Below are 18,455 nucleotides of genomic sequence, written 5' to 3' on the forward strand. Positions count from 1 at the left end.
GCGGCGATCTTGCCAGCCCGCACCGACAGCCTCGTCTTCAGACTTCCCTGCGGCGCAAGGTGATCACCGGAATCGTCCGCGCCCCGGCCCTGACCTGGTACTCCGCCAAAGCCGGGGTGCGGCGCACCGCGGTGGACCAGATCCGGTACCGCTCCCGGCCGGTGGTGACCGCGGCGACGGCGGGGAAGGTCTCGCCGTCGAGCTCCACGGTGACCTCGGGGTGGGTGAGCACCTCGTGGAACCAGCTCGGGTGCTGCGGCGCCCCGCCCACCGCGGCGAAGACCACCAGGCGGTCACCATCGGTGTGGTAGGTCAGCTTGGGCCGTTCCCGGCCCGCGGCCAGCGTCAGCGTGTGCTCAACGGTGTCCGCGCTGCTCAGGTAGGTCATGGCCGGGAGCGTAGGGGGCCGCTCTGACGTTGCGCTTAGCGCGAACACAACGCTGCGGGTGGCCCCGCTAAACGCCTACAAACCGCCGGCCACCCGCACCACCGCACCTGTGGTGAACGAGGACTCCGGGGCGAGCAGCCAGGCCACCGCGGCCGCGATCTCCTCGGGTTCGCCGGGCCGCCCGGCCGGGATCCGGTCGGCCAGCCGCCACGGCCGGTCCGCATCGCCCATGGCGGCGTGGATCTCGGTCTGGATGATGCCGGGGGCCACCGCGTTGACCCGGATGCCGTCGGCGGCCAGCTCCTTGGCCAGCCCCACCGTCATCGAGTCCACCGCGCCCTTGGTCGCCGCGTAGTGCACGTACTCGTTCGGGCTGCCCAGGGTCGCCGCGGCCGAGGAGATGTTCACGATCGCCCCGCCCGCGCCACCGGCGGAGGTGGCCATCTGGCGGGCGGCGCGCTGGGCGCACAGCAGGTAGCCGACCACGTTGACCTCCACCACCCGCCGCAGCGTCTGCTCCGACAGCTCGGCGAGGCGGCCCAGCGGCCCGGTGATCCCGGCGTTGTTGACCAGCCCGGTGACCACGCCCAGCTCCTGCCCGGCCAGGTCGAAGAGCCGGTCCACGTCCGCGCGCACCGTGGTGTCAGCGCGCACGCACACGCACTGCCCGCCCGCCGCGACGATCTCCCTGGCCAGCTCCTCGGCCGGTCCGCTGGCCTGGACGTAGCTGATCGCCACCCGGTGGCCGTCGGCGGCCAGCTTGCGTGCGGTGGCCGCGCCGATGCCACGACCGCCGCCGGTGATCACCGTGACCGGTGCCATGGGTTCCTCCAACTCCGTTGTGTTCGGTTCTGGCGCCCGGTGGCGCGTTTGGCACTTGCGTGTCTCAGGCACACTCATGTGATGACGCCTGGGGGCCAGCAACCACGACGGCCGGGACGCCCGGCCCGACTGACACGGGACGCGGTGGTCGCCGCCGCGGTGGCCATCGCCACGGAAGAGGGCTTGGCGGGGGTGAGCATGCGCCGGGTCGCCGAACGCATGCGCTGCTCCCCCATGGCCCTCTACCGCCACATCAAGGACAAGGACGAGCTGGTGGAACTGGTCCGCGACCAGTTACCCGATGATCATTCCAACCGGTAGAGCAGCGACTCCCGCTGGCTCTGCTCGACCATGGCGATGGTCATCTCGGGCATCCGCAGGTGCGCGTGGGTCACCTCGGCAGGGCTGGGCTGGAGACCGGGGTCCAGCCAGTGCTCCGGCTGCCAGGCCTTGGACCGCACGAACGCCTTGGGACAGTGCGCGTAGACCTCCTCCACCCGCACCACCAGCGCCGACCGGGGCGGCTTGCCCACCGCGGTCAGCGAATCCAGCAGCTCAGGGCGCGCGCTGACACAGGCCGAGCCGTTGACCCGCAGAGTCTGGCCGCGGCCGGGAATGACGAACAACAACCCGGCCCGGCCCGTCTCGATCACGTTCTGCCAGGTGTCCAGCCGCTTGTTGCCAGTGGCGTCCGGAACCACCAGGTGCTGCTCGTCCAGCACCGAGACGAACCCGGCCGGCCCGCCGCGCGGGGTGACGTCGCAACTGCCGTTCGCACTGGCGCTGGAGATGAACACCAGCGGCGAGCAGGCGATGAACCGGCGCGCCATCTCGTCGATCTCGGTGATCTGCTTGCGCGCGGCCAGCGGGGAGGGCGCTTCGTAGAGGTCGCGCAGGTGCTCGGGCGAGCGGATGGCGTCGGTGAACAGGTCCCCAGTCATGGGGTCAGGCTAGCCGCGGGTGATCGGGTGAAGGGTGGGGTTGCGGCGGTGGTCACGGTGGGCGAGGCGGGGTTGATCGGAGTGGTGGCGGCGGGCTCGGCCAGTCCGGTGCGTCCGCGGTGGTTGGTGGTTGTTGGCGTTCTCGGTTCGCGTTGGCGAGTCGGGAGTTGTTGACGGCGGCCGGACTGGGGCTGGTCGGGTATCCGCTGGTCGCGGGGGTACGCTGGTGGTGCGGAGCCGGTTGGCCCGGTGCGGCACAAGCGTCCGGATCACCCGATCGAGTGGCAAGGTCAAGACGCGAGGCAACCAAAATTGCGGTTTGCGCGTTCCGCAGAGGAACGGTGGCGGCGGCGGACCCCGTCAGGGGCTCGGACCGGGCTCGGACCGGCGAGTCATACCAGCCGGTTCGGCACAGAAGCCGGTTCGGCACAGACGGCCCGGTTGACACAGTCGGCTCGGGTTTTCGCCGACAGCCCGGTTTGTCGCTGACAGTTCGGCTGGGTACGTCGACCGCCCGGCCGGTACGTCGCCGACAGGCCGATAGCGAATGGATGGCAGCCCAGTCCGGTTGGTGACAGGCCGCCTGGTGCCAGCAAGCGCCAGCGTTCCTTGGCGGGCCGCCTGGCTGGTGGCATCACTTGGGCTTGGTGGCATCGCTGGTCGTTGCCAGTCGTTGCCGGTCGTCCGGGCAGTGTGAGCTCGGTTTGCCGCTACCGCGGGGCCTGACGCCTGCGGGCCGGGGTCCCCGAGTCCCGTGTCAAGTGCCGTCGCCGTCAGCGGTGAGAAGCGGGTCAGCAGGGTTGCGTGGGTTCGCGAACAGCTTCGCGGCCAGGTTGGTCGAGCAGGGTGGTGTTGCGTCGCTGCTGCCGCTCGCGCGGGGCGCTGGGCGGCGCAGGTCGCTGGGTGGCGGAAGTCCGTTGCGCGGGTTGCCGATCATCTCGGGCTGGTGGGTGGCGAGGGGCGCTGGGCGCATGGCTGGTGCGTTCGTCGCGGGGAGGTTCGCGATGTCGCCGGCGGGTTGCCGGGTTCCTCGGTGCTCGGCTGGCAGCGGGCCTGCGCGCCAGCGGGCCGGGCTGGCGGGGCTGGGGCGGCGGGCTGGGTCGGCGTCAGTTGCGTTTGGCGCAAATCGTCATTGCCGAACTTGCGTTGGCAGGCAATCCAATCCGCTTCTAGCGTCAGGGCCATGACGATCACTGATCAGCGGGTCACCGCGGTGCTGGACCGGCTGCACGCCGAAGCCGACCGGGTGGACGACCTGTACGTCGCGGCCGCCAGGCCCGCGCTGGAAGCCATGCCCGATCCGCTTGCCCTGGCCGAGTTGCTCGGCGAGGCATATCTGCCGGTGCCCAGGGAGGTGGGCGAGTTGCTCTACACCCTTGTCCGCGGCAGCCGGGCGCGCACGGTGGTGGAGTTCGGCAGTTCGTTCGGGATCTCGACGCTCTACCTGGCCGCGGCGGTCCGGGACGGCGGCAGCGGGGGGCGGGTCATTTCCACCGAGCTGCATCCGGGCAAGGCGGCGGCCGCGCGGGGGCACCTGGCCGAGGCGGGGCTGGAGGCGTACGTCGAGGTCAGGACCGGGGATGCGCTGGAGACGCTTGGTGATGTGGCGGGGCCGATTGATCTTCTGCTGCTGGACGGGTGGGAGCAGTTGTACCTGCCGGTGCTGGTCTCGCTGCGGGACCGGTTGCGGGCAGGGGCTTTGATCGTCGCCGATGACACCGAGGTCAACGGCGGGCGGCTCAGTGACTACCTCGCGCACGTGCGCGCGCCGGGCAACGGCTACCACTCGCTGCCACTCGCCATTGGCGACGGGCTGGAGCTGACCGTGGTGGCCGACGGTGCACACTGATGGCGTGACCAGCATGAACACCGTCACGGAACGCGTATGAACGGGTGCGCGGCGTGGCTGGGGGAACCCGTGGCGGCCACCGGGCCGACCGCCGTCAACTGGTTGTGCCTGGAGCAAAGCGGGCCGTGGGGGCGCAAGGCGTTGCTGGAGAGCCGGTTGGATCCGGGGGTGGGGGCGGAGCTGGTCCGGCGCAGTGACGGGAGCGGGACCCGGGTTCTGCTGGTTCGACGGCCTGGGCGCAGTGCGCCGGGGCGGGGGCGGCGGGTGTTCCTGGCGCGGACCACGCCGGGGGCCACCAGCCTGCACACCGCGACGATCGACGATCCGCGGGAGCTGCTGGACCTGGACTTCGATGCTCCGCAGCTCGGCGAGGCGAGTGCCGAGCCGTTGATGCTGATCTGCACCAACGGGCGGCGGGACCGGTGTTGCGCGGTGCTGGGGCGGCCGATCGCCGAGGAGCTCGACCACGGGTTCCGGCCTTCGGTGTGGGAGTGCAGCCACCTCGGCGGGCACCGGTTCGCGCCCACCGCGCTGCTGCTGCCCACCGGCTACACCTACGGACGCCTCGACCTGGCCACCGCGCAGGCCGCGTTGCTGGCCGCGCGCAAGGGGCAGGTCGAGCTCGCCGGGGTGCGGGGGCGCAGCACCTGGAGCCGGCGGGGACAGGCCGCGGAGCTGGCGGTGCGGGAGCGGCTGGGCGAGTTCGACCCGGACGTGCTGACCGTGTCCGAGGAACAGGACGAGCCGGTCCGGGTCACGCACCTGGACGGGCGGAGCTGGGTGGTGGAGGTTGTGGAGCGGCCGGTGCCGCCCGCGCCTGCCGGGTGCGGGGAGGAGCCCGCGCCCCGCTCGGCCTTCGTGGTGGCCGGGCTCCACCTGCTCTGAGCTGGGCGGAGATGAGTTTCCGCGGCAGTGTGGGTCATAGGTGGTGACGCGCCGGCAGGCGGTGCGCCGGGAGTCCAGGGAGACGTCATGAACGCCGCGACCACCATGACCGAGCAGGAGTTCGCCGAGCTGTCCGAACGGCACCGGCACGAGCTGCGGGTGCACTGCTACCGGATGCTGGGTTCATTCGAGGAGTCCGAGGACCTGGTGCAGGAGACCTTCCTGCGGGCCTGGCGGCGGCGGGAGACCTACCAGGGCCGGGCCAGCGTCCGGGCCTGGCTGTACAAGATCGCCACCAACGCGACCCTGGACGCCATCGGCAAACGCCCCGCTGACAAGCAGGTCGCGGTGGCCACCCCGGAGACCGCCACCACCGCCGAGGTCAGCTGGTTGCAGCCCTACCCCGACCACCTGCTCGACCTGGCCGCGCCCGCCGAGCAGGAACCCGACGCGGTGGCGGTGGCCCGCGAGACCATCGAGCTGGCCTACCTGGTCGCGCTGCAGCACCTTTCGCCCCGCCAGCGCGCGGCGCTGATCCTGCGCGACGTGCTCGGCTGGTCGGCCGCCGAGACCGCCAAGGCACTGGACACCACGGTCGCCTCGGCCAACAGCGCGCTGCAGCGGGCCCGCGTCACCCTCAAGGAGCACCTGCCCGCCCGCCGCGCCGACTGGAGCATGCCGGCCGAGCCCACCGCGGAGGAGAAGGACGTGCTGGCCCGCTTCGTCGCGGCCACCGAGGCATCCGACACCGACGCGCTGGCCGCGCTGCTGCGCGCGGACATCGTGCACACCATGCCGCCGGAGCCCTTCGCCACCAGCGGCCGGGACACCGTCATCGAGGGCTGGGCCACGGTGCTGGAGGGCGGCAGCGACTCCTGGGGCCAGTGGGCCGCGCTGCCCACCTGGGTCAACCGGCAGCCCGCCCTGGGCAACTACGTCCGCAAGCCCGGCGCGGAGCTGTTCACCGCGACCAACCTGGACGTGCTGCGGGTGGAGGGCGGCCTGGTCGCCGAGGTGACCACCTTCGGCCCGGCGTTCGTCACCGCCTGCGGCCTGCCCGCGACCCTGCCCGCCCGCTAGGCCAGACGTTCGTCAGCGCCCGGCTCGACTTTGGGCAACTGACGCGGTGACCTGCGCCTTCCTACGGTTGTGCCATGTTCGAGGCAGAGAACGTGAGCAAGCGGTTCGGGCGCCGCACGGTGTTGGACGGGGTGTCCTTCGCCGCGGCGCCTGGACAGGTCACCGCGCTGGTGGGCCACAACGGCGCGGGCAAGACCACCCTGATGCGCTGCGCGCTGCGGCTGGCCCGCCCCGGCGCCGGACGGCTGCTGGTGCTCGGCAAGGACGTCCGCGACTACGCCGCCGTCGGCCGGGTGGTGGGCAGCTCGCTGGACGCCTCCGCGCTGCCGCCCAACTGGACCGGGCGGCTGGCCGCGACCATCGTCGCCGACCTGCTCGGCCTGCCGGCGGGCGCGGCCGAGCACATGCTGGAGCGGGTCGAGCTGACCAAGGCCGCCGGGGACCGGATCCGCACCTACTCCCTGGGCATGCGCCAGCGGCTGGCGCTTGGCCTGGCGCTGCTGGGTGAACGGCCGGTGCTGCTGCTGGACGAGCCCACCAACGGCCTGGACCCGGTGGCCCAGCGATTCGTCCGCGACACCCTCGCCGAACGCGCGCTGGCCGGGGCGACCGTGCTCGTCTCCAGCCACGACCTGCACGCGCTGGAGACCTACGTCGACCGGGTGGTGCTCATCCGGGAAGGCCGGATCGTGCTGGACGAGTCGCTGTCCGTGCTGCGCGCGGACGGCGCCAGCCTGGAAGAGCTGTACCTGCGGGCCCACGACACCGAACTGAGGAAAGCCGGATGAGCACCCTCGCCACCACCCCCATCGGCCTGCCCCGCCTCATCCGCGGCCACCTGGGCGCGCTGCGGGCGCACCGGGCCGGGCAGCTCGCGCTGCTGCTGCCCGCCCTGCTCGGCACCGCGGCGCTGGTCGCCGCGCTGGCCAACATCAGCGTCATCGACGCCGAGGTCCAGCGCGCCGCCGTCTCGGTCTACCTCGGCCTGCTGGCCCTGCTCGCCCCGATCGCCGGGGCGGTGCTCGCGGTCGACCCGTGGGCCCGGCGCGGGGTGGCCGTGGTGCTCGGCGTCAGCTCCGACCGCGGCCGCTGGCTCGGCGCCCAGGCCCTGGCCGGACTGCTCGCCGGGGTGCTCGGCCTCGGCCTGGCCACCGCGCTGGGCGGCATCACCACCGCCGTGTTCGCCGCCGCCGACGGGCAGGGCGTGGCCCGGCTCGACGTGCCACTGCTCGAGGGCTTCGCCGGGATGCTGCTGAGCTTCGCCTTCGGCTTCGTGCTCGGCGCGGCCACCCGCGGCCTGCTGTCCACCCTGCTCATCGCGCTCGCGCTGCCGTTGCTGCTGGGCGCCGTGCGGGGGGTGTTCACCGCCTCGCCGCTGCTGGCCGACATCGTGTCCTGGCTCAACGTCAACGCCGCCTTCGACCGGCTGTTCACCGCGGGCCCGCTGCCGCTGTGGCAGGCGATCGTGATCTCGGTGCTGGCCATCGGCGGGCCGCTGGCCATCGCGGTGGGCCGCACCGCCACCGCTGACCTGCGCTGACCCCGCCCGCACTAGGCTGAGCCGATGGACACCACCGCCCGGCGGCCGTGGCTGGGCATCCGCGGCTGGCGGCAGTGGAGCCTGGAGATCGGGCTCTACGCACTGGTCGGGCTGTCCCTGCTGATGCTGCAACTCCCAGCGCACCCCGCGCTGCGCGTCTTCGCGCTGGCGGTGACCCCGCTGTGCCTGTTCGCCCGCCGCCGCTACCCGGCCACCGCGCTGGTGCTCAGCGCGCTGGGCGCGGGCGTGGTGGCGGTCCCGCTGGCCTACGGGGCGGGCCGGCGGATCGGGTCGCTGTACCAGCTGCTCGGCGCGGCGCTGGGGCACTTCCTGCTGGCCGGGGCGGTGTCCCCGCTGTACTCCGAGAGCGTGCTGACCAGCATGCTGGTGCTGGGCATCAACGTGATCATGACGCTGCTGTTCGTCGGGGTGCCCGCGGTGCTCGGCCGCTCCAGCGCCCGGCGCACCCTGCTGGTGGAGGCGCTGCGCGAACGCGCGGTCTACCTGGAACGGGAGCGCCGGTCGCTGGTCGCCGAGGCCCGGATCCGGGAACGCACCCGGATCGCGGTGGACATGCACGACAGCCTCGGCCACCACCTCACCCTGATCTCCCTGCAGGCAGGCGGGCTCAAACTGGCCGCACACGGCGACGCCGCCCAGGCCGAGGCCGCCGGGGTGCTGCACGACACCGCGCGGCGGGCCATGGAGGAGCTGCGCGAGATCATCGGCGTGCTCAGCCAGGACAGCGAGGACGCGCCGCTGCACGCCCGCCGCCTGGACCAGCTGCCCGAGCTGGTGGCCACCGCGCGCAGCAGCGGCACCCCGGTCACCCAGACCGAGACCGGCGAGCCGGTGCCGCTGCCCCGGCCGGTGGAGAACGCGATCTACCGGGTCGCCCAGGAAGGCCTGACCAACGCGCTGCGGCACGCACCCGGCGGAGCGGTCGCCGTCCGGCTCAACTACGAGTCCGACGCGGTGATCATCGAGGTGGTCAACTCCCCCGCCGCCGCCCCGCCCCGCGGCGGCGGCAGCGGGCAGGGCCTGACCGGGCTGCGCGAGCGGGTGCGGCTGGCCGGGGGCGTGCTGCACGCCGCGCCCACCGCCGACGGCGGGTTCCGGCTGGCCGCGGTGCTGCCCTTCGACGGCGAGCCGGCCGAGGCGGTGGCCGAGCTCGACGGCCCGCCCGCGCCCGGCCCGGCCACCCATCCGCTGGCCCGCACCGAGGTCAGCAAGCTGCTCTCCACCATCCGGCACCGGCCGGTGCTCACCGGACTGGCCATCACCGGGCTGGTGCTGGTCAGCGCGCTGTCCTTCGCCGGGATAGTCGCCTGGGTGGTCATCCGCAACGGCGTGCTGCTGGAGGCGGAGAAGTTCGACCAGGTGCGGCTCGGGGAGACCGAGCAGGTCATGGTGGAGCGCTTCGGCGAGGCCAGCCCGGGGGCTGAGCTGCGCATCGCCGACCAGAGCGGCCCGCCGCCGGAGGGCACGCACTGCCGCTACTACTACGTCGACGGCTCCGAGCTGCCGCAGAACCGCGCCGAGGCGTTCCGGTTCTGCTTCCAGGACGGCAAGTTGGTTCAGAAAGATCGGTTGGTGGTCAAGCGGCCGTTCTAGTGTGCGAGCATCACCGGGCACGAAGGTCAGGGCCGGACGCGGCCGGGATGGTGGAGGCAGACGTGGTCCGGGTGATCATCGCCGATGACGAGCCGCTGGTGCGGGCGGGCATCAAGCTCGTGCTCTCCGCGGCCGAGGACATCGAGGTGATCGCCGAGGCCGGGGACGGCCGCGCGGCCATCGCCGAGGTCACCGCCCGCTCCGCCGACGTGCTGCTGCTGGACATCCGCATGCCCGGCATGGACGGGTTGTCCGCGCTGGCCGAGCTGACCGGCCTGGCCCCCGGCACCAGGGTCGTCATCCTGACCACCTTCGGCGAGTCGGAGTACATCGGCCGCGCCCTGGACGCCGGGGCGGCCGGGTTCCTGCTCAAGGACTCCGCGCCGGAGGAGCTGATCCGCGCAGTACGGGTGGTCGCCGCGGGCGAGGCATACCTCTCGCCCTCGGTGACCAAGTGGGTGATCAACCGGGTCTCGGCCACCGGCGGCAACGCCAAGGCGGTGGACGCCCAGCGCCGCATGGACGTGCTCACCGACCGCGAGCGCGAGGTGCTGGAACTGCTCGCCCAGGGCCTGTCCAACGCCGACATCGGCGGCAGGCTCTACATGAGCGAGGCCACCGTGAAGATGTACGTCAGCCGGGTGCTGGGCAAGCTCGACTGCTCGAACCGGGTGCAGGCCGCGATCCTGGCGCACGAGGCCGGACTCGGTGGCACCTGAGATGGACTCCGGGATAGACCTTGGAGAGCAGCACCCCAGACTTCAGAGTGATGTGGCCCCGGCCGCGACCACGGGAGGCTGGCGGGGACAGCGACGGCACTGGGGGAAGGAACGCTCGGGGTGATGAACCGGAAGGTCCGCAACGCACTCGGCATCGGAGTGGGTGTGGTGCTGACGGTGACCCTGGTCGCCTTCATCGCGGGCTGCTGGATCCTCAAGGCCTGGGAGGGCATGACCCTCACCCGCGGCGCCTACGACTCGGTCGCGGTCGGCCAGACCAAGACCGAGGCCGACCGGGTCCTCCCGCACGGCGGCTCCAAGATGTTCGCCAGCTACCGCCAGCAGGGCCCGCCGCTGCCGCGCGGGGCCAAGTGCCGCCACTTCCTGTCCAAGGACGAGCAGGCCACGCTGCGCGGCGGGGTGGTGGTCTACCGGTTCTGCTTCGCCGCCGGCGCGGTGGTGGAGAAGAACCGGTTCGAGGCCGCCCGGGACAAGCGGACTGGCCAGCCCCGGTCCTGAGCTGTCGGCAACCGCTGACTGTCGGTGCCTGCTGCCATAGTCCGCGGCGTGGGGATGACCATCGTGGTGACCGACTCGACGCCGACCGGGAAGCAGACCGCCCGGCTGCTGCTGGCCGAGGTGCCCAGCCCGATCACGCTGCGGGAGCTGATCCGCTTCCGGGTGCGCGAGGAGGTGGCCCGGCGCAACGCCCGGAGCGCCGCCCGCCTGGGCTGGGAGAGCGCCGCTGACACGGCGGTGCGGGCCTTCACGCGCAACGGGTTCTTCGTCTTCGTCGGCGACCGGCAGGTCGAGGACCTGGACGAGCCGTTGAGCCTGGCCGAGGCGGACGAGGTGAGCTTTGTCCGGCTGGTTCCGCTGGTGGGGGGCTGACGTGGGGTGGAAGGAACACGACGCGCGGGCCAAGGAGCTGCTGGCGCCGTTGCGCGAGGGCGGGCACGAGCAGTGGCGGGACAGTCTGGCCGGTGAGCCGCCGGAGCGGATCGGATCGGCGCTGATGACGCTGGTGCGCCTGACGGCCACCGGGCGCTTCGACCGCCACTACTGGCACGACCTGCGGGAGTCGGCGGCGGCCGCGCTGCGCAGGCCGTTCACGGTCACCGCGGCCGAGGCCGAGCTCGTCGCCGGGGTCGCGGCCAAGGCCACCTGCGCCGACCCGGTGGTGCCGTTCAAGATCGCCACCGCGCTGGCCGAGCACGCCGGGTCCGCGGCGGCCCTGCGGATCCTGCTGGCGGCGCTGGACGAACGGGCGGACCTGTTCCCCAGGGACCGCAGCGCGCTGCGGGCGCGGATGGTCGCGGCCCTGCCAGGGGACTCCGGCGAGCTGGACCTGTCCGTGCTGCTGCCGGTGGACGGCTGGTCCGCGGCGGTGCGCGACGCCCTGCCCGCCTACGAGCCCGCCGCCGCCTCCGCGGTGCTGCGGCAGCTGGCCGCGGCCACCGGCAGCAAACCCGGCAAGGCCTGGTCCGCCGCGACCGCCGCCCTGCTCGAAGACCCCGCCGCGGCTGACGTGCTGCGGATGCTGGTGGAGCGGGTGGCCGACGCCCCGGCGTTGCCCAGCAAGGATCCCTGGGGCGAGTTCGCACCCATCGTGGTCGACGACCGCAACGCCGACGTGGTGCGCGCCTCGGCCTGGGCCGCGGCCGGGGTGCCGAGGGAGTGGGTGGTGCCCGCGCTGCTCGGCCTGGTGCGGCGGGCGATGAGCGGCGAGGACGGCTGGATCCTCAGCAAGAAGGTGGTCAACGCGGGCATCCTGGCCCTCGGCCTGCGCGGCGACGCCGAGGCCCTGCGCACGCTGGCCAAACTGGACACCACCACCAGGGACAACGGCGACCGCAAGCGGATCGCTGCCGCGCTGGAGATCGCGGGCGGCAAGCTCGGGCTCACCCCCGGCCAGCTCGCCGAGCAGCTGGTCGACCCGGCCGGGTTCGCCGCCGACGGGACCGCCGAGTACGCCGAGGAGTCGGTGCGCGCCCGGCTCACCCTGGCCGAGGACCTGAAGCTGACCGTGCGCTGGCAGTCCGGCCCGGACTGGCTGGCCAAGCCGCCCGCGGATGCGCCGGAAGCGGCGGTGCGCGCGGTCAAGCGGCGGATCGCCGAGGCCAAGGCCACCATCGCGGCGGAGAAGCGGCGGCTGGAGGGCCTGTTCGCCGAGGACCGCGAGTGGGCACTGGCCGACTGGCGGCGCCACTACCTGGAGCACCCGGTCACCGGCCGGATCGCCACCCGCCTGCTGTGGCGCATCGGCGAGACGACCGGACTGCCCACCGGCTCCCGCCTGGTCACCCTGGACGGCGAGGTCGAGCTCCCGGCCGAGGCCACGGTGCGGCTGTGGCACCCGCTGCGCGCGACCACCGAGGAGGTCGCCGCCTGGCGGACCTGGTTGCTGGACAAGGAGTTCCGCCAGCCGGCCAAACAGGCCTTCCGCGAGGTGTACCCGCTCACCGAGGCCGAACGCGCCACCGGCACCTACTCCAACCGCTTCGCCGCGCACATCCTGCGCTACGGCCAGACCTACGCCCTGTTCAAGGAACGCGGCTGGCCGGCCAACTACCTCGGCCCCTACGACGGCGGCTACGAAGGCCGGGCTCGGCGGGAGTTCCGGGACGCCGGCGTGGTCGCGGTCTTCGAGCACTTCCCGGTGGACCCCGACCACTCCGGCCCGCCCCAGCTGTGCTCCACCGACCGGGTCTGGTTCCACCGCGCGAGCGACCGCGGCCAGACCCCGCTGGCCCTGACCGAGGTGCCGGAGCTGGTGTTCACCGAGGCCATGCGCGATGTCGACCTCTTCACCGGGGTCTGCTCCATCGCACTGGACCCGGACTGGGCCGACCGCGGCCAGGACGCCCACCACGACTACTGGCACCGGGTCTCCTTCGGCGCGCTCAGCGCACTGGCCGAGGTGCGCAGGGACGTGCTCGCCCGCCTGCTGCCCAAGCTCGCCGTGGCCGACCGGGTGGAGCTGACCGACCGGTTCGTCCGGGTGCGCGGCAAGCTCGCCACCTACCGGGTGCACCTGGGCTCGGCCAACATCCTCATCGAACCCGACGACCGGTACCTGTGCGTGGTGCCGGGCGGGCGGGCCAAGGGCGGCAAGGTGCACCTGCCCTTCGAGGGCGATGAGCTGCTCAGCGTGATCCTGTCCAAGGTGCTGCTGCTGGCCGCCGACGACAAGATCACCGACCCGGCCCATCACCAGCCAGCTGGCCCAGCGGACGCCGCGAAATTCGAGGATTGAAGCCTGAGGAATCGGGTATCTAAGCCGGTTGCCATTGGCCACATTGCTTTCACATTCAATCAACGTCAATCAGCTCATGCTTGACGCCCTCCACTCATCCCTGGCACACTCGAATTGCGTTCCATAGGGGGAACATCTGGGGGCAGCACAATCGCGTGCGCGGTTTTCGATTCTCGGAGAATGTCGAAAGCGTTTCACGCTGACACAAAAGGGGGGCTCTTTTGTCTGCTCGTCGAATACTCGTTACCGGCGGCCAGGGCTATCTGGGGACAGCGCTGACCGAGGAACTGGTCAACCACGGGCACCAGGTGGTCGTGGTCGACAACGGACTCACCTCCTCGGTGCGGCTGCCGCTGCCCGGGGTGCGCTACCTCGAAGGCGACGTCCGCGAACCCGGCACGTGGGCCTCGGCGCTGGCCGAGGTGGACGCGGTGGTCCACCTCGCCGCGGTGGTCGGCGACCCGGCCTGCGCGGTCGACCCTGACCTGTCCTGGGAGGTCAACTACCTGGGCACGGCCCGGGTGGCCGATGCCTGCCGGGCGCACCGGGTGCGGGACCTCGTCCTGGCCTCCACCTGCTCCAACTACGGAGTCTCCGCGGCCGCGGCCGCCGATGTGGACTCGCCGGTGTATCCGCAGTCGGTCTACGCCGAGTCCAAGGTGCACGCCGAGCACTACCTGCTGGCCGCCGCGGCCGACGGCGGGTTGCGGCCGGTGATCCTGCGCTTCGCCACCCTGTTCGGGCTGGCCCCTCGGATGCGCTTCGACCTGGCGGTGAACGTGATGACCGCGCGGGCGGTGCACGAGGGGGTCGTGCCGGTGCACGGCGGCACCCAGTGGCGACCGTTCCTGCACGTCCGGGACGCCGCGGCAGCCGTGCGGCTGGCACTGTCCGGGCCCGCGGCGGCCTCGGGCGGCGCCCGGATCTACAACTGCGGCTCTGGCAGGCTCAACCACCGCATCGCCGACCTCGGCCGCATGATCGCCGAGGAGGTGCCGGGGGCCACCGTGTCCATCGGCGGGGGTGACGGGGACTCCCGCGACTACCAGGTCTCCTTCGACCGGATACGCGCGGAACTGGGCTTCGAACCGCGCACCTCGGTGCCCGCGGGTGTCCGTGAGATCAGGGACGCACTACTTGCCGGCACACCCGCCGATTTCACTGAAGAATTCCACAGCGACGTCAGAATGGTCGAACGCGCGGTTCGGGAAAGACGGCCGAACGCCCGCACACGGAATGGCGGAGCGTGGCCGACGTTGATCTTCCGGGCCGGTTGAGGGGGGCTTGAATGGACTACGTGAAGGAATTGAGGCAGGTCCTCGGCTCGCGTCCGCTGGTGCTGCCGGGGACGCTGGTGATCGTGCGCGACGAGGCCGGGCGGATCCTGCTGATCGACCGTGCCGACACCGCGCAGTGGGGGCTGCCGGGCGGCTACATGGAACCTGGCGAGTCGCTGGTGGAGACCGGCATCCGCGAGGTGCGGGAGGAGACCGGCCTCGACGTCACCGGACTGCGCCTGCACGGGGTGTGGTCCGGCACCGACTACTTCGTCCGCTACCCCAACGGCGACGAGGTGTACAAGGCCACCGTCGTCTACACCGCGCGGGTGGCCGCTGGCGAGCTGACACCCGATCCCGAGGAGGCGCGGCAGGCCCGGTTCTTCCCGGTGGAGTCGTTGCCCGGCAACGTCTTCGACCAGGAACTGGCCATCATCGAGCACTACGCGCAGGGGTTGCGGTGATGCGGGTCTGCCTGGAATCCCGGGCCGGGTCGGCCCTGCGTCCCGGCCCGGCCCGGCGGCACAACGAGGACTGGGCGATGGCGCTGCCGGAGGCGGTGGTCGTGCTGGACGGGGCGGGCACGCCCCCGGAGGTCCGCACCGGCTGCACGCACGGTGCCGCCTGGTACGTCCGCAGTCTCGGCGCGCTGCTGGCCGCCGGCCTCAGCAAGGGGGAGGCGCCGCTGGCGGAGGTGCTCGCCGAGTCGATCAGCGATCTGGCCGCCGCCCACGGTCGGGACTGCGACACCACCCACCCCGGCTCTCCCTCGGCCACGGTGGCGATGCTGCGGCGACGCGGTGGCACGGTGGACTACCTGGTGCTCTGCGACGCCATCGTGCTGCTGGATCTGGACGGGGCGGTCGAGGCGGTCAGCGACGACCGCTGCCACCGCATCCCCGTCGCACCCGGCCACACCCCCGAGACCGCGCCAGAGTCGATCCGGCAGGCACAGCGGCTGCGCAACACACCCAGCGGGTTCTGGGTGGCCAGCACCGACCCGGAGGCGGCCCACCAGGCACTCGCCGGCAGCGTGACCGCCCATCGGCTGCGGCGGGCGGCCTTGCTCAGCGACGGCGCGGGGCGACTGGTCACGCTGTTCCACGCCGCGGACTGGGCGCACACCATGGACCTGCTCGAGGCCGGCGGACCGCGGGCCCTGCTGGACGTGGTGCGCAGGCACGAGTCGGCCGATCCGGACTGCGTGCGCTGGCCGCGGCTCAAGCGGCACGACGACGCCACCGCCGTGTGGTGCCTGCCCGGCGGGGAGGACTGATGGCATCGACGATCGGCATGGTCATCCCGGCGCACAACGCCGAATGGTTCCTGGACCAGGCGCTGGCCTCGGTGGCGTGGCAGTCCCGGCCGGTCCAGCAGGTCGTCCTCGTCGACGACGGCTCCACCGACGGGACCGCCGAGCGCGCGAGCCGGTGGACGGACGTGCTGCCGCTGCGGGTGGTGCGGTCCCCGCGCCGCGGCGGGATCGGCCACGCACGCCGACTGGGCATCGAGCACCTGGACACCGACCTGGTGCTCCAGCTCGACGCCGATGACCTCCTGCTGCCGCACCACGTGCGGGCGATGGCGCAGGCGCACGAACGCCACCCCGGGCTGATCAGTCCCCGGCCGCTGCTGTGGGACGGGGCCGGGGACTGGCGGGCCGCGACCTACTACAAGAACCGACTGCCCGCGCCGGGTGACCAGCTGGCCCAGCTGCTGCTGCTCAACTACGTCGTGGTCGGCGCGATGTTCGACCGGCGTCGCTATCAGGAGGTCGGCGGTTACCGCGGCTGCGCCTTCTCCGAGGACTGGGACCTGTGGCTGCGGCTGGTCGCGGCCGGGGAGCGGGTGACCAAGCTGGAGACCGCCACCTACGTCTACCGCAGGCATCCCGGCAGCTTCTCGGTCGGGGTGAACCGGCAGCACGTGCAGACGGTGGTGCTGGAGAACTTCCTCGCCGACTGCGCCGAGGGCCGATACCGGCGGATCGCGAAGCTGTCGATGCTGCAGCGCCTGGGCGCCCGCTACCTGGACCGGCTCCCACCCGTCCGCGCTCCTGAGCAGGTACTGGCGGTGCTGGGCGTCGCGGCTGACCGGCTCGCCGCCGTCGGGCACGACCCCGAACTCGGGCTGGTGCTGCACGAGGCCGCGGCGGACCGGGTGTCGGTGGTGGATCTCGGCCCGGCGGAGGAACTGAGACTGGTGCTGCACGGCCGCGAGCTGCCTGACGGCTTCCAGGTCGACTACGTCCACGACGAGTCGCTGCGGCTGCGGTGGAGCTCGCTGCTGGAGGCGGCGTCATGAGCGAGCGCAGCGATCGGGCCGCCATCGCGGTCATGTTCACCCTGGCCGGTATGGCCAACGGCAACTGGTCCGGCCGCATCCCGTGGGTGCAGGAGGCGCTCGCGCTCGGCCCTGGCGCCATGGGGCTCGCGCTCACCGCGCCCGGGATCGGCTCGATCCTGGGCGCCCCGGTGGCGGCCCGACTGGTGTCGCGGTGGGGCAGCCAGGCGGTGACCACCGGGGCGATGTGCGCCCTGGCGGTGGCGACCGCGCTGGTCACGCTCTCCCCCGGCTTGCCGGCCCTGGTCGGGTTGCTGGTGCTGCTGGGGCTGTCCTCCGGGGTCGGGGACATCGCCGCCAACGCCAACGGCGCGGAGATCGAACGTGGCCACGGCCGCCCGGTGCTCTCCGGGCTGCACGCCATGTGGAGCGTGGGTGCGTTGCTGGGCACGGCCACGGCGGGCGCGGTGGCCGCGGCCGGCGTTCCCGCGCCGCCGCACCTGGCCGCGGTGGGCGTGCTGACCATCGTCGTGGCCGCGCTGACCGGGCGGTTCCTCCGAGCGGAGCCACCGGCGCCGAGGGGTGCGCCGGTGTTCGCCTGGCCGGGCAGGCCGGTGCTGTTGATCGGGCTCATCGGTCTCAGCTCGGTCTTCGTGGAGGCGGCCGTGGCCAACTGGGGGGCGATCCTGCTGATCCAGGAGATGGCGGCCACCCCGGGCGTGGCGGCGCTGGGGTTCGGCGTGTTCTCCGTGGCCCTGGCGCTGGCCCGGCTCAGCGGCGACTGGCTGGTGGCGCGGTTCGACCGGGTGGTGCTGGTGCGGGTGAGCACCGGCGTGGGGGCAATCGGGTTGGCGGTGCTGCTGCTGGGTGGTTCGGTGGTCACCGGGTTCGCCGGGCTGGTGCTGCTCGCCGCCGGGGTGGCGCTGGCCTCGCCGCTGGCCTTCAGCGCCGCGGGCAGCCGGGAGCAGGCGCACGACCGGGGGCGCAACGTGGCCGCGGTGGCGGTGTTGCGGTTCGCCGGTCTGCTCGCCGGGCCGGCCCTGGTGGGGGCGGTCGCCCAGGGCGCGGGCCTGCAGGCCGGGTTCGGCCTCGCCGGCCTCGCCCTCGCGGTGATCGCACTCCTGGCGCACGTGTTGCGAGTGGGGACCGGCGAGCACGCCGGAACGAGGAGGGGACGATGAACACCGAGTTCGCGCGCTATCTGACCGAGGTGGCCGAGCCGAGGCTGCACCTGGGCTGCGGTGCCAACATCCTGCCTGGCTGGTTCAACACCGACGCCCGGCCGCGCACCCCGCGGGTGTGCCCGCTGGATGTCACCGAGCCGTTCCCGCTGCCCGATGAGAGCGTGCACCGGGTCTTCAGCGAGCACCTGGTCGAGCACATCCGCTACCCGGAGGCGGTGCACATGATGCGGGAGAGCTTCCGCGTGCTGCGCCCCGGCGGCCGCCTCCGGGTCGCCACCCCGGACCTGATGTTCCTGGTCAAGCTGCTCACCGAGCCCACCCCGCAGCGGGCGGCCTACCTCACCTGGGCCACCGAGACCTTCATCCCCGACGCGCCCGAACCCAGCCCGGCGTTCGTGGTGAACAACTTCGTCCGCGCCTGGCACCACCAGTTCATCTACGACGTCCCGACCCTGGCCGACTTGTTGCGCACCGCGGGCTTCCAGGACATCAGCCAGGAGGCGGTGGGCAAGAGCGGTGACGTGGCCCTGCAGGGCCTGGAGAACGTCACGCGCATGCCCGCAGGGTTCCTGGAGCTGGAGACGGTGGTGCTGGAGGCGGTCCGCCCGCCCCGATGA

Annotated in this window: 20 protein-coding genes; 17 read left to right on the forward strand and 3 right to left on the reverse strand. The window is 72.6% G+C overall.

Annotated features, from left to right (window positions below; genetic code table 11):
- Window positions 1-37 precede the first annotated feature (37 nt).
- A complete protein-coding gene (locus tag N8J89_RS21805) occupies window positions 38-388 on the reverse strand; it encodes a nitroreductase/quinone reductase family protein (protein ID WP_283658840.1) in 351 nt (116 codons plus the stop codon).
- A 75-nt stretch (window positions 389-463) separates the two neighbouring features.
- Window positions 464-1,210, reverse strand: coding sequence for an SDR family oxidoreductase (locus N8J89_RS21810; protein ID WP_283658841.1), 747 nt, complete (start codon window positions 1,208-1,210; stop codon window positions 464-466).
- Between the two features lie 81 nt (window positions 1,211-1,291).
- On the opposite strand from N8J89_RS21810, the gene N8J89_RS21815 reads away from it, so the two are divergent.
- Complete coding sequence (locus tag N8J89_RS21815) at window positions 1,292-1,531, forward strand: TetR/AcrR family transcriptional regulator (RefSeq protein WP_283658842.1); 240 nt, start codon at window positions 1,292-1,294, stop codon at window positions 1,529-1,531.
- Here the strand turns inward: N8J89_RS21815 and N8J89_RS21820 are convergent.
- Window positions 1,516-2,151, reverse strand: coding sequence for an MSMEG_1061 family FMN-dependent PPOX-type flavoprotein (locus N8J89_RS21820; protein WP_283658843.1), 636 nt, complete (start codon window positions 2,149-2,151; stop codon window positions 1,516-1,518). The two genes, N8J89_RS21815 and N8J89_RS21820, sit on opposite strands and share 16 nt — an antisense overlap.
- Before the next feature lie 1,183 nt (window positions 2,152-3,334).
- On the opposite strand from N8J89_RS21820, the gene N8J89_RS21825 reads away from it, so the two are divergent.
- The 16 genes from N8J89_RS21825 (at window position 3,335) to N8J89_RS21900 (ending at window position 18,455) form a co-directional block, all read left to right on the forward strand.
- Window positions 3,335-4,000: an O-methyltransferase gene (locus N8J89_RS21825; protein WP_283658844.1), complete on the forward strand. Its 666-nt coding sequence runs from the start codon at window positions 3,335-3,337 to the stop codon at window positions 3,998-4,000.
- Window positions 4,001-4,264: 264 nt separating this feature from the next.
- Window positions 4,265-4,885: a sucrase ferredoxin gene (locus N8J89_RS21830; RefSeq protein ID WP_283658845.1), complete on the forward strand. Its 621-nt coding sequence runs from the start codon at window positions 4,265-4,267 to the stop codon at window positions 4,883-4,885.
- A gap of 87 nt (window positions 4,886-4,972) precedes the next feature.
- Window positions 4,973-5,965 carry an RNA polymerase subunit sigma-70 gene (locus N8J89_RS21835; protein ID WP_283658846.1) on the forward strand — a complete coding sequence of 331 codons (993 nt, stop codon included), beginning with the start codon at window positions 4,973-4,975 and terminating at the stop codon, window positions 5,963-5,965.
- 74 nt (window positions 5,966-6,039) lie between these two features.
- Window positions 6,040-6,753 (forward strand): ABC transporter ATP-binding protein, encoded by a 714-nt coding sequence (locus N8J89_RS21840; protein ID WP_283658847.1) that lies wholly within the window; start codon window positions 6,040-6,042, stop codon window positions 6,751-6,753.
- The gene (locus N8J89_RS21845) at window positions 6,750-7,505 is read left to right on the forward strand and encodes a hypothetical protein (protein ID WP_283658848.1); all 756 of its coding nucleotides are present in this window, start codon (window positions 6,750-6,752) and stop codon (window positions 7,503-7,505) included. Before N8J89_RS21840 ends, N8J89_RS21845 begins: the two co-directional genes overlap by 4 nt.
- 24 nt (window positions 7,506-7,529) lie before the next feature.
- Window positions 7,530-9,119: a sensor histidine kinase gene (locus tag N8J89_RS21850; RefSeq protein ID WP_283658849.1), complete on the forward strand. Its 1,590-nt coding sequence runs from the start codon at window positions 7,530-7,532 to the stop codon at window positions 9,117-9,119.
- 62 nt (window positions 9,120-9,181) lie between these two features.
- Complete coding sequence (locus N8J89_RS21855) at window positions 9,182-9,838, forward strand: response regulator (RefSeq protein ID WP_252480455.1); 657 nt, start codon at window positions 9,182-9,184, stop codon at window positions 9,836-9,838.
- Window positions 9,839-9,961: 123 nt separating this feature from the next.
- A complete protein-coding gene (locus N8J89_RS21860) occupies window positions 9,962-10,357 on the forward strand; it encodes a hypothetical protein (protein ID WP_283658850.1) in 396 nt (131 codons plus the stop codon).
- Window positions 10,358-10,405: 48 nt separating this feature from the next.
- The gene (locus N8J89_RS21865; protein ID WP_502868316.1) at window positions 10,406-10,729 is read left to right on the forward strand and encodes a hypothetical protein; all 324 of its coding nucleotides are present in this window, start codon (window positions 10,406-10,408) and stop codon (window positions 10,727-10,729) included.
- A 1-nt stretch (window position 10,730) separates the two neighbouring features.
- Complete coding sequence (locus tag N8J89_RS21870; RefSeq protein WP_283658851.1) at window positions 10,731-13,094, forward strand: DUF4132 domain-containing protein; 2,364 nt, start codon at window positions 10,731-10,733, stop codon at window positions 13,092-13,094.
- Between the two features lie 221 nt (window positions 13,095-13,315).
- A complete protein-coding gene (locus N8J89_RS21875) occupies window positions 13,316-14,371 on the forward strand; it encodes an NAD-dependent epimerase/dehydratase family protein (protein WP_283658852.1) in 1,056 nt (351 codons plus the stop codon).
- An 11-nt stretch (window positions 14,372-14,382) separates the two neighbouring features.
- Entirely contained in the window at window positions 14,383-14,835 is a 453-nt protein-coding gene (locus tag N8J89_RS21880) for an NUDIX hydrolase (protein ID WP_283658853.1), read from the forward strand.
- The gene (locus N8J89_RS21885) at window positions 14,835-15,647 is read left to right on the forward strand and encodes a protein phosphatase 2C domain-containing protein (RefSeq protein ID WP_283658854.1); all 813 of its coding nucleotides are present in this window, start codon (window positions 14,835-14,837) and stop codon (window positions 15,645-15,647) included. The genes N8J89_RS21880 and N8J89_RS21885 overlap by 1 nt, the downstream gene beginning before the upstream one ends.
- Window positions 15,647-16,675 (forward strand): glycosyltransferase family 2 protein, encoded by a 1,029-nt coding sequence (locus tag N8J89_RS21890; RefSeq protein ID WP_283658855.1) that lies wholly within the window; start codon window positions 15,647-15,649, stop codon window positions 16,673-16,675. The genes N8J89_RS21885 and N8J89_RS21890 overlap by 1 nt, the downstream gene beginning before the upstream one ends.
- Window positions 16,672-17,835 (forward strand): MFS transporter, encoded by a 1,164-nt coding sequence (locus tag N8J89_RS21895; RefSeq protein ID WP_283658856.1) that lies wholly within the window; start codon window positions 16,672-16,674, stop codon window positions 17,833-17,835. Before N8J89_RS21890 ends, N8J89_RS21895 begins: the two co-directional genes overlap by 4 nt.
- A complete protein-coding gene (locus tag N8J89_RS21900; RefSeq protein ID WP_283658857.1) occupies window positions 17,832-18,455 on the forward strand; it encodes a class I SAM-dependent methyltransferase in 624 nt (207 codons plus the stop codon). Before N8J89_RS21895 ends, N8J89_RS21900 begins: the two co-directional genes overlap by 4 nt.

Origin of the sequence: Crossiella sp. CA-258035, assembly GCF_030064675.1 — a bacterium.
GTDB lineage: Bacteria > Actinomycetota > Actinomycetes > Mycobacteriales > Pseudonocardiaceae > Crossiella.

What these genes read in the sequence shown, in the direction of transcription:
- N8J89_RS21880 (WP_283658853.1), top strand. Translation starts at nt 14,383, where the DNA reads ATGGACTACGTGAAGGAATTGAGGCAGGTCCTCGGCTCGCGTCCGCTG.
- N8J89_RS21850 (WP_283658849.1), top strand. Translation starts at nt 7,530, where the DNA reads ATGGACACCACCGCCCGGCGGCCGTGGCTGGGCATCCGCGGCTGGCGG.
- N8J89_RS21825 (WP_283658844.1), top strand. Translation starts at nt 3,335, where the DNA reads ATGACGATCACTGATCAGCGGGTCACCGCGGTGCTGGACCGGCTGCAC.
- N8J89_RS21810 (WP_283658841.1), bottom strand. Translation starts at nt 1,210, where the DNA reads ATGGCACCGGTCACGGTGATCACCGGCGGCGGTCGTGGCATCGGCGCG.
- N8J89_RS21890 (WP_283658855.1), top strand. Translation starts at nt 15,647, where the DNA reads ATGGCATCGACGATCGGCATGGTCATCCCGGCGCACAACGCCGAATGG.
- N8J89_RS21900 (WP_283658857.1), top strand. Translation starts at nt 17,832, where the DNA reads ATGAACACCGAGTTCGCGCGCTATCTGACCGAGGTGGCCGAGCCGAGG.
- N8J89_RS21815 (WP_283658842.1), top strand. Translation starts at nt 1,292, where the DNA reads ATGACGCCTGGGGGCCAGCAACCACGACGGCCGGGACGCCCGGCCCGA.
- N8J89_RS21895 (WP_283658856.1), top strand. Translation starts at nt 16,672, where the DNA reads ATGAGCGAGCGCAGCGATCGGGCCGCCATCGCGGTCATGTTCACCCTG.
- N8J89_RS21835 (WP_283658846.1), top strand. Translation starts at nt 4,973, where the DNA reads ATGAACGCCGCGACCACCATGACCGAGCAGGAGTTCGCCGAGCTGTCC.
- N8J89_RS21885 (WP_283658854.1), top strand. Translation starts at nt 14,835, where the DNA reads ATGCGGGTCTGCCTGGAATCCCGGGCCGGGTCGGCCCTGCGTCCCGGC.
- N8J89_RS21845 (WP_283658848.1), top strand. Translation starts at nt 6,750, where the DNA reads ATGAGCACCCTCGCCACCACCCCCATCGGCCTGCCCCGCCTCATCCGC.
- N8J89_RS21820 (WP_283658843.1), bottom strand. Translation starts at nt 2,151, where the DNA reads ATGACTGGGGACCTGTTCACCGACGCCATCCGCTCGCCCGAGCACCTG.
- N8J89_RS21840 (WP_283658847.1), top strand. Translation starts at nt 6,040, where the DNA reads ATGTTCGAGGCAGAGAACGTGAGCAAGCGGTTCGGGCGCCGCACGGTG.
- N8J89_RS21860 (WP_283658850.1), top strand. Translation starts at nt 9,962, where the DNA reads ATGAACCGGAAGGTCCGCAACGCACTCGGCATCGGAGTGGGTGTGGTG.
- N8J89_RS21805 (WP_283658840.1), bottom strand. Translation starts at nt 388, where the DNA reads ATGACCTACCTGAGCAGCGCGGACACCGTTGAGCACACGCTGACGCTG.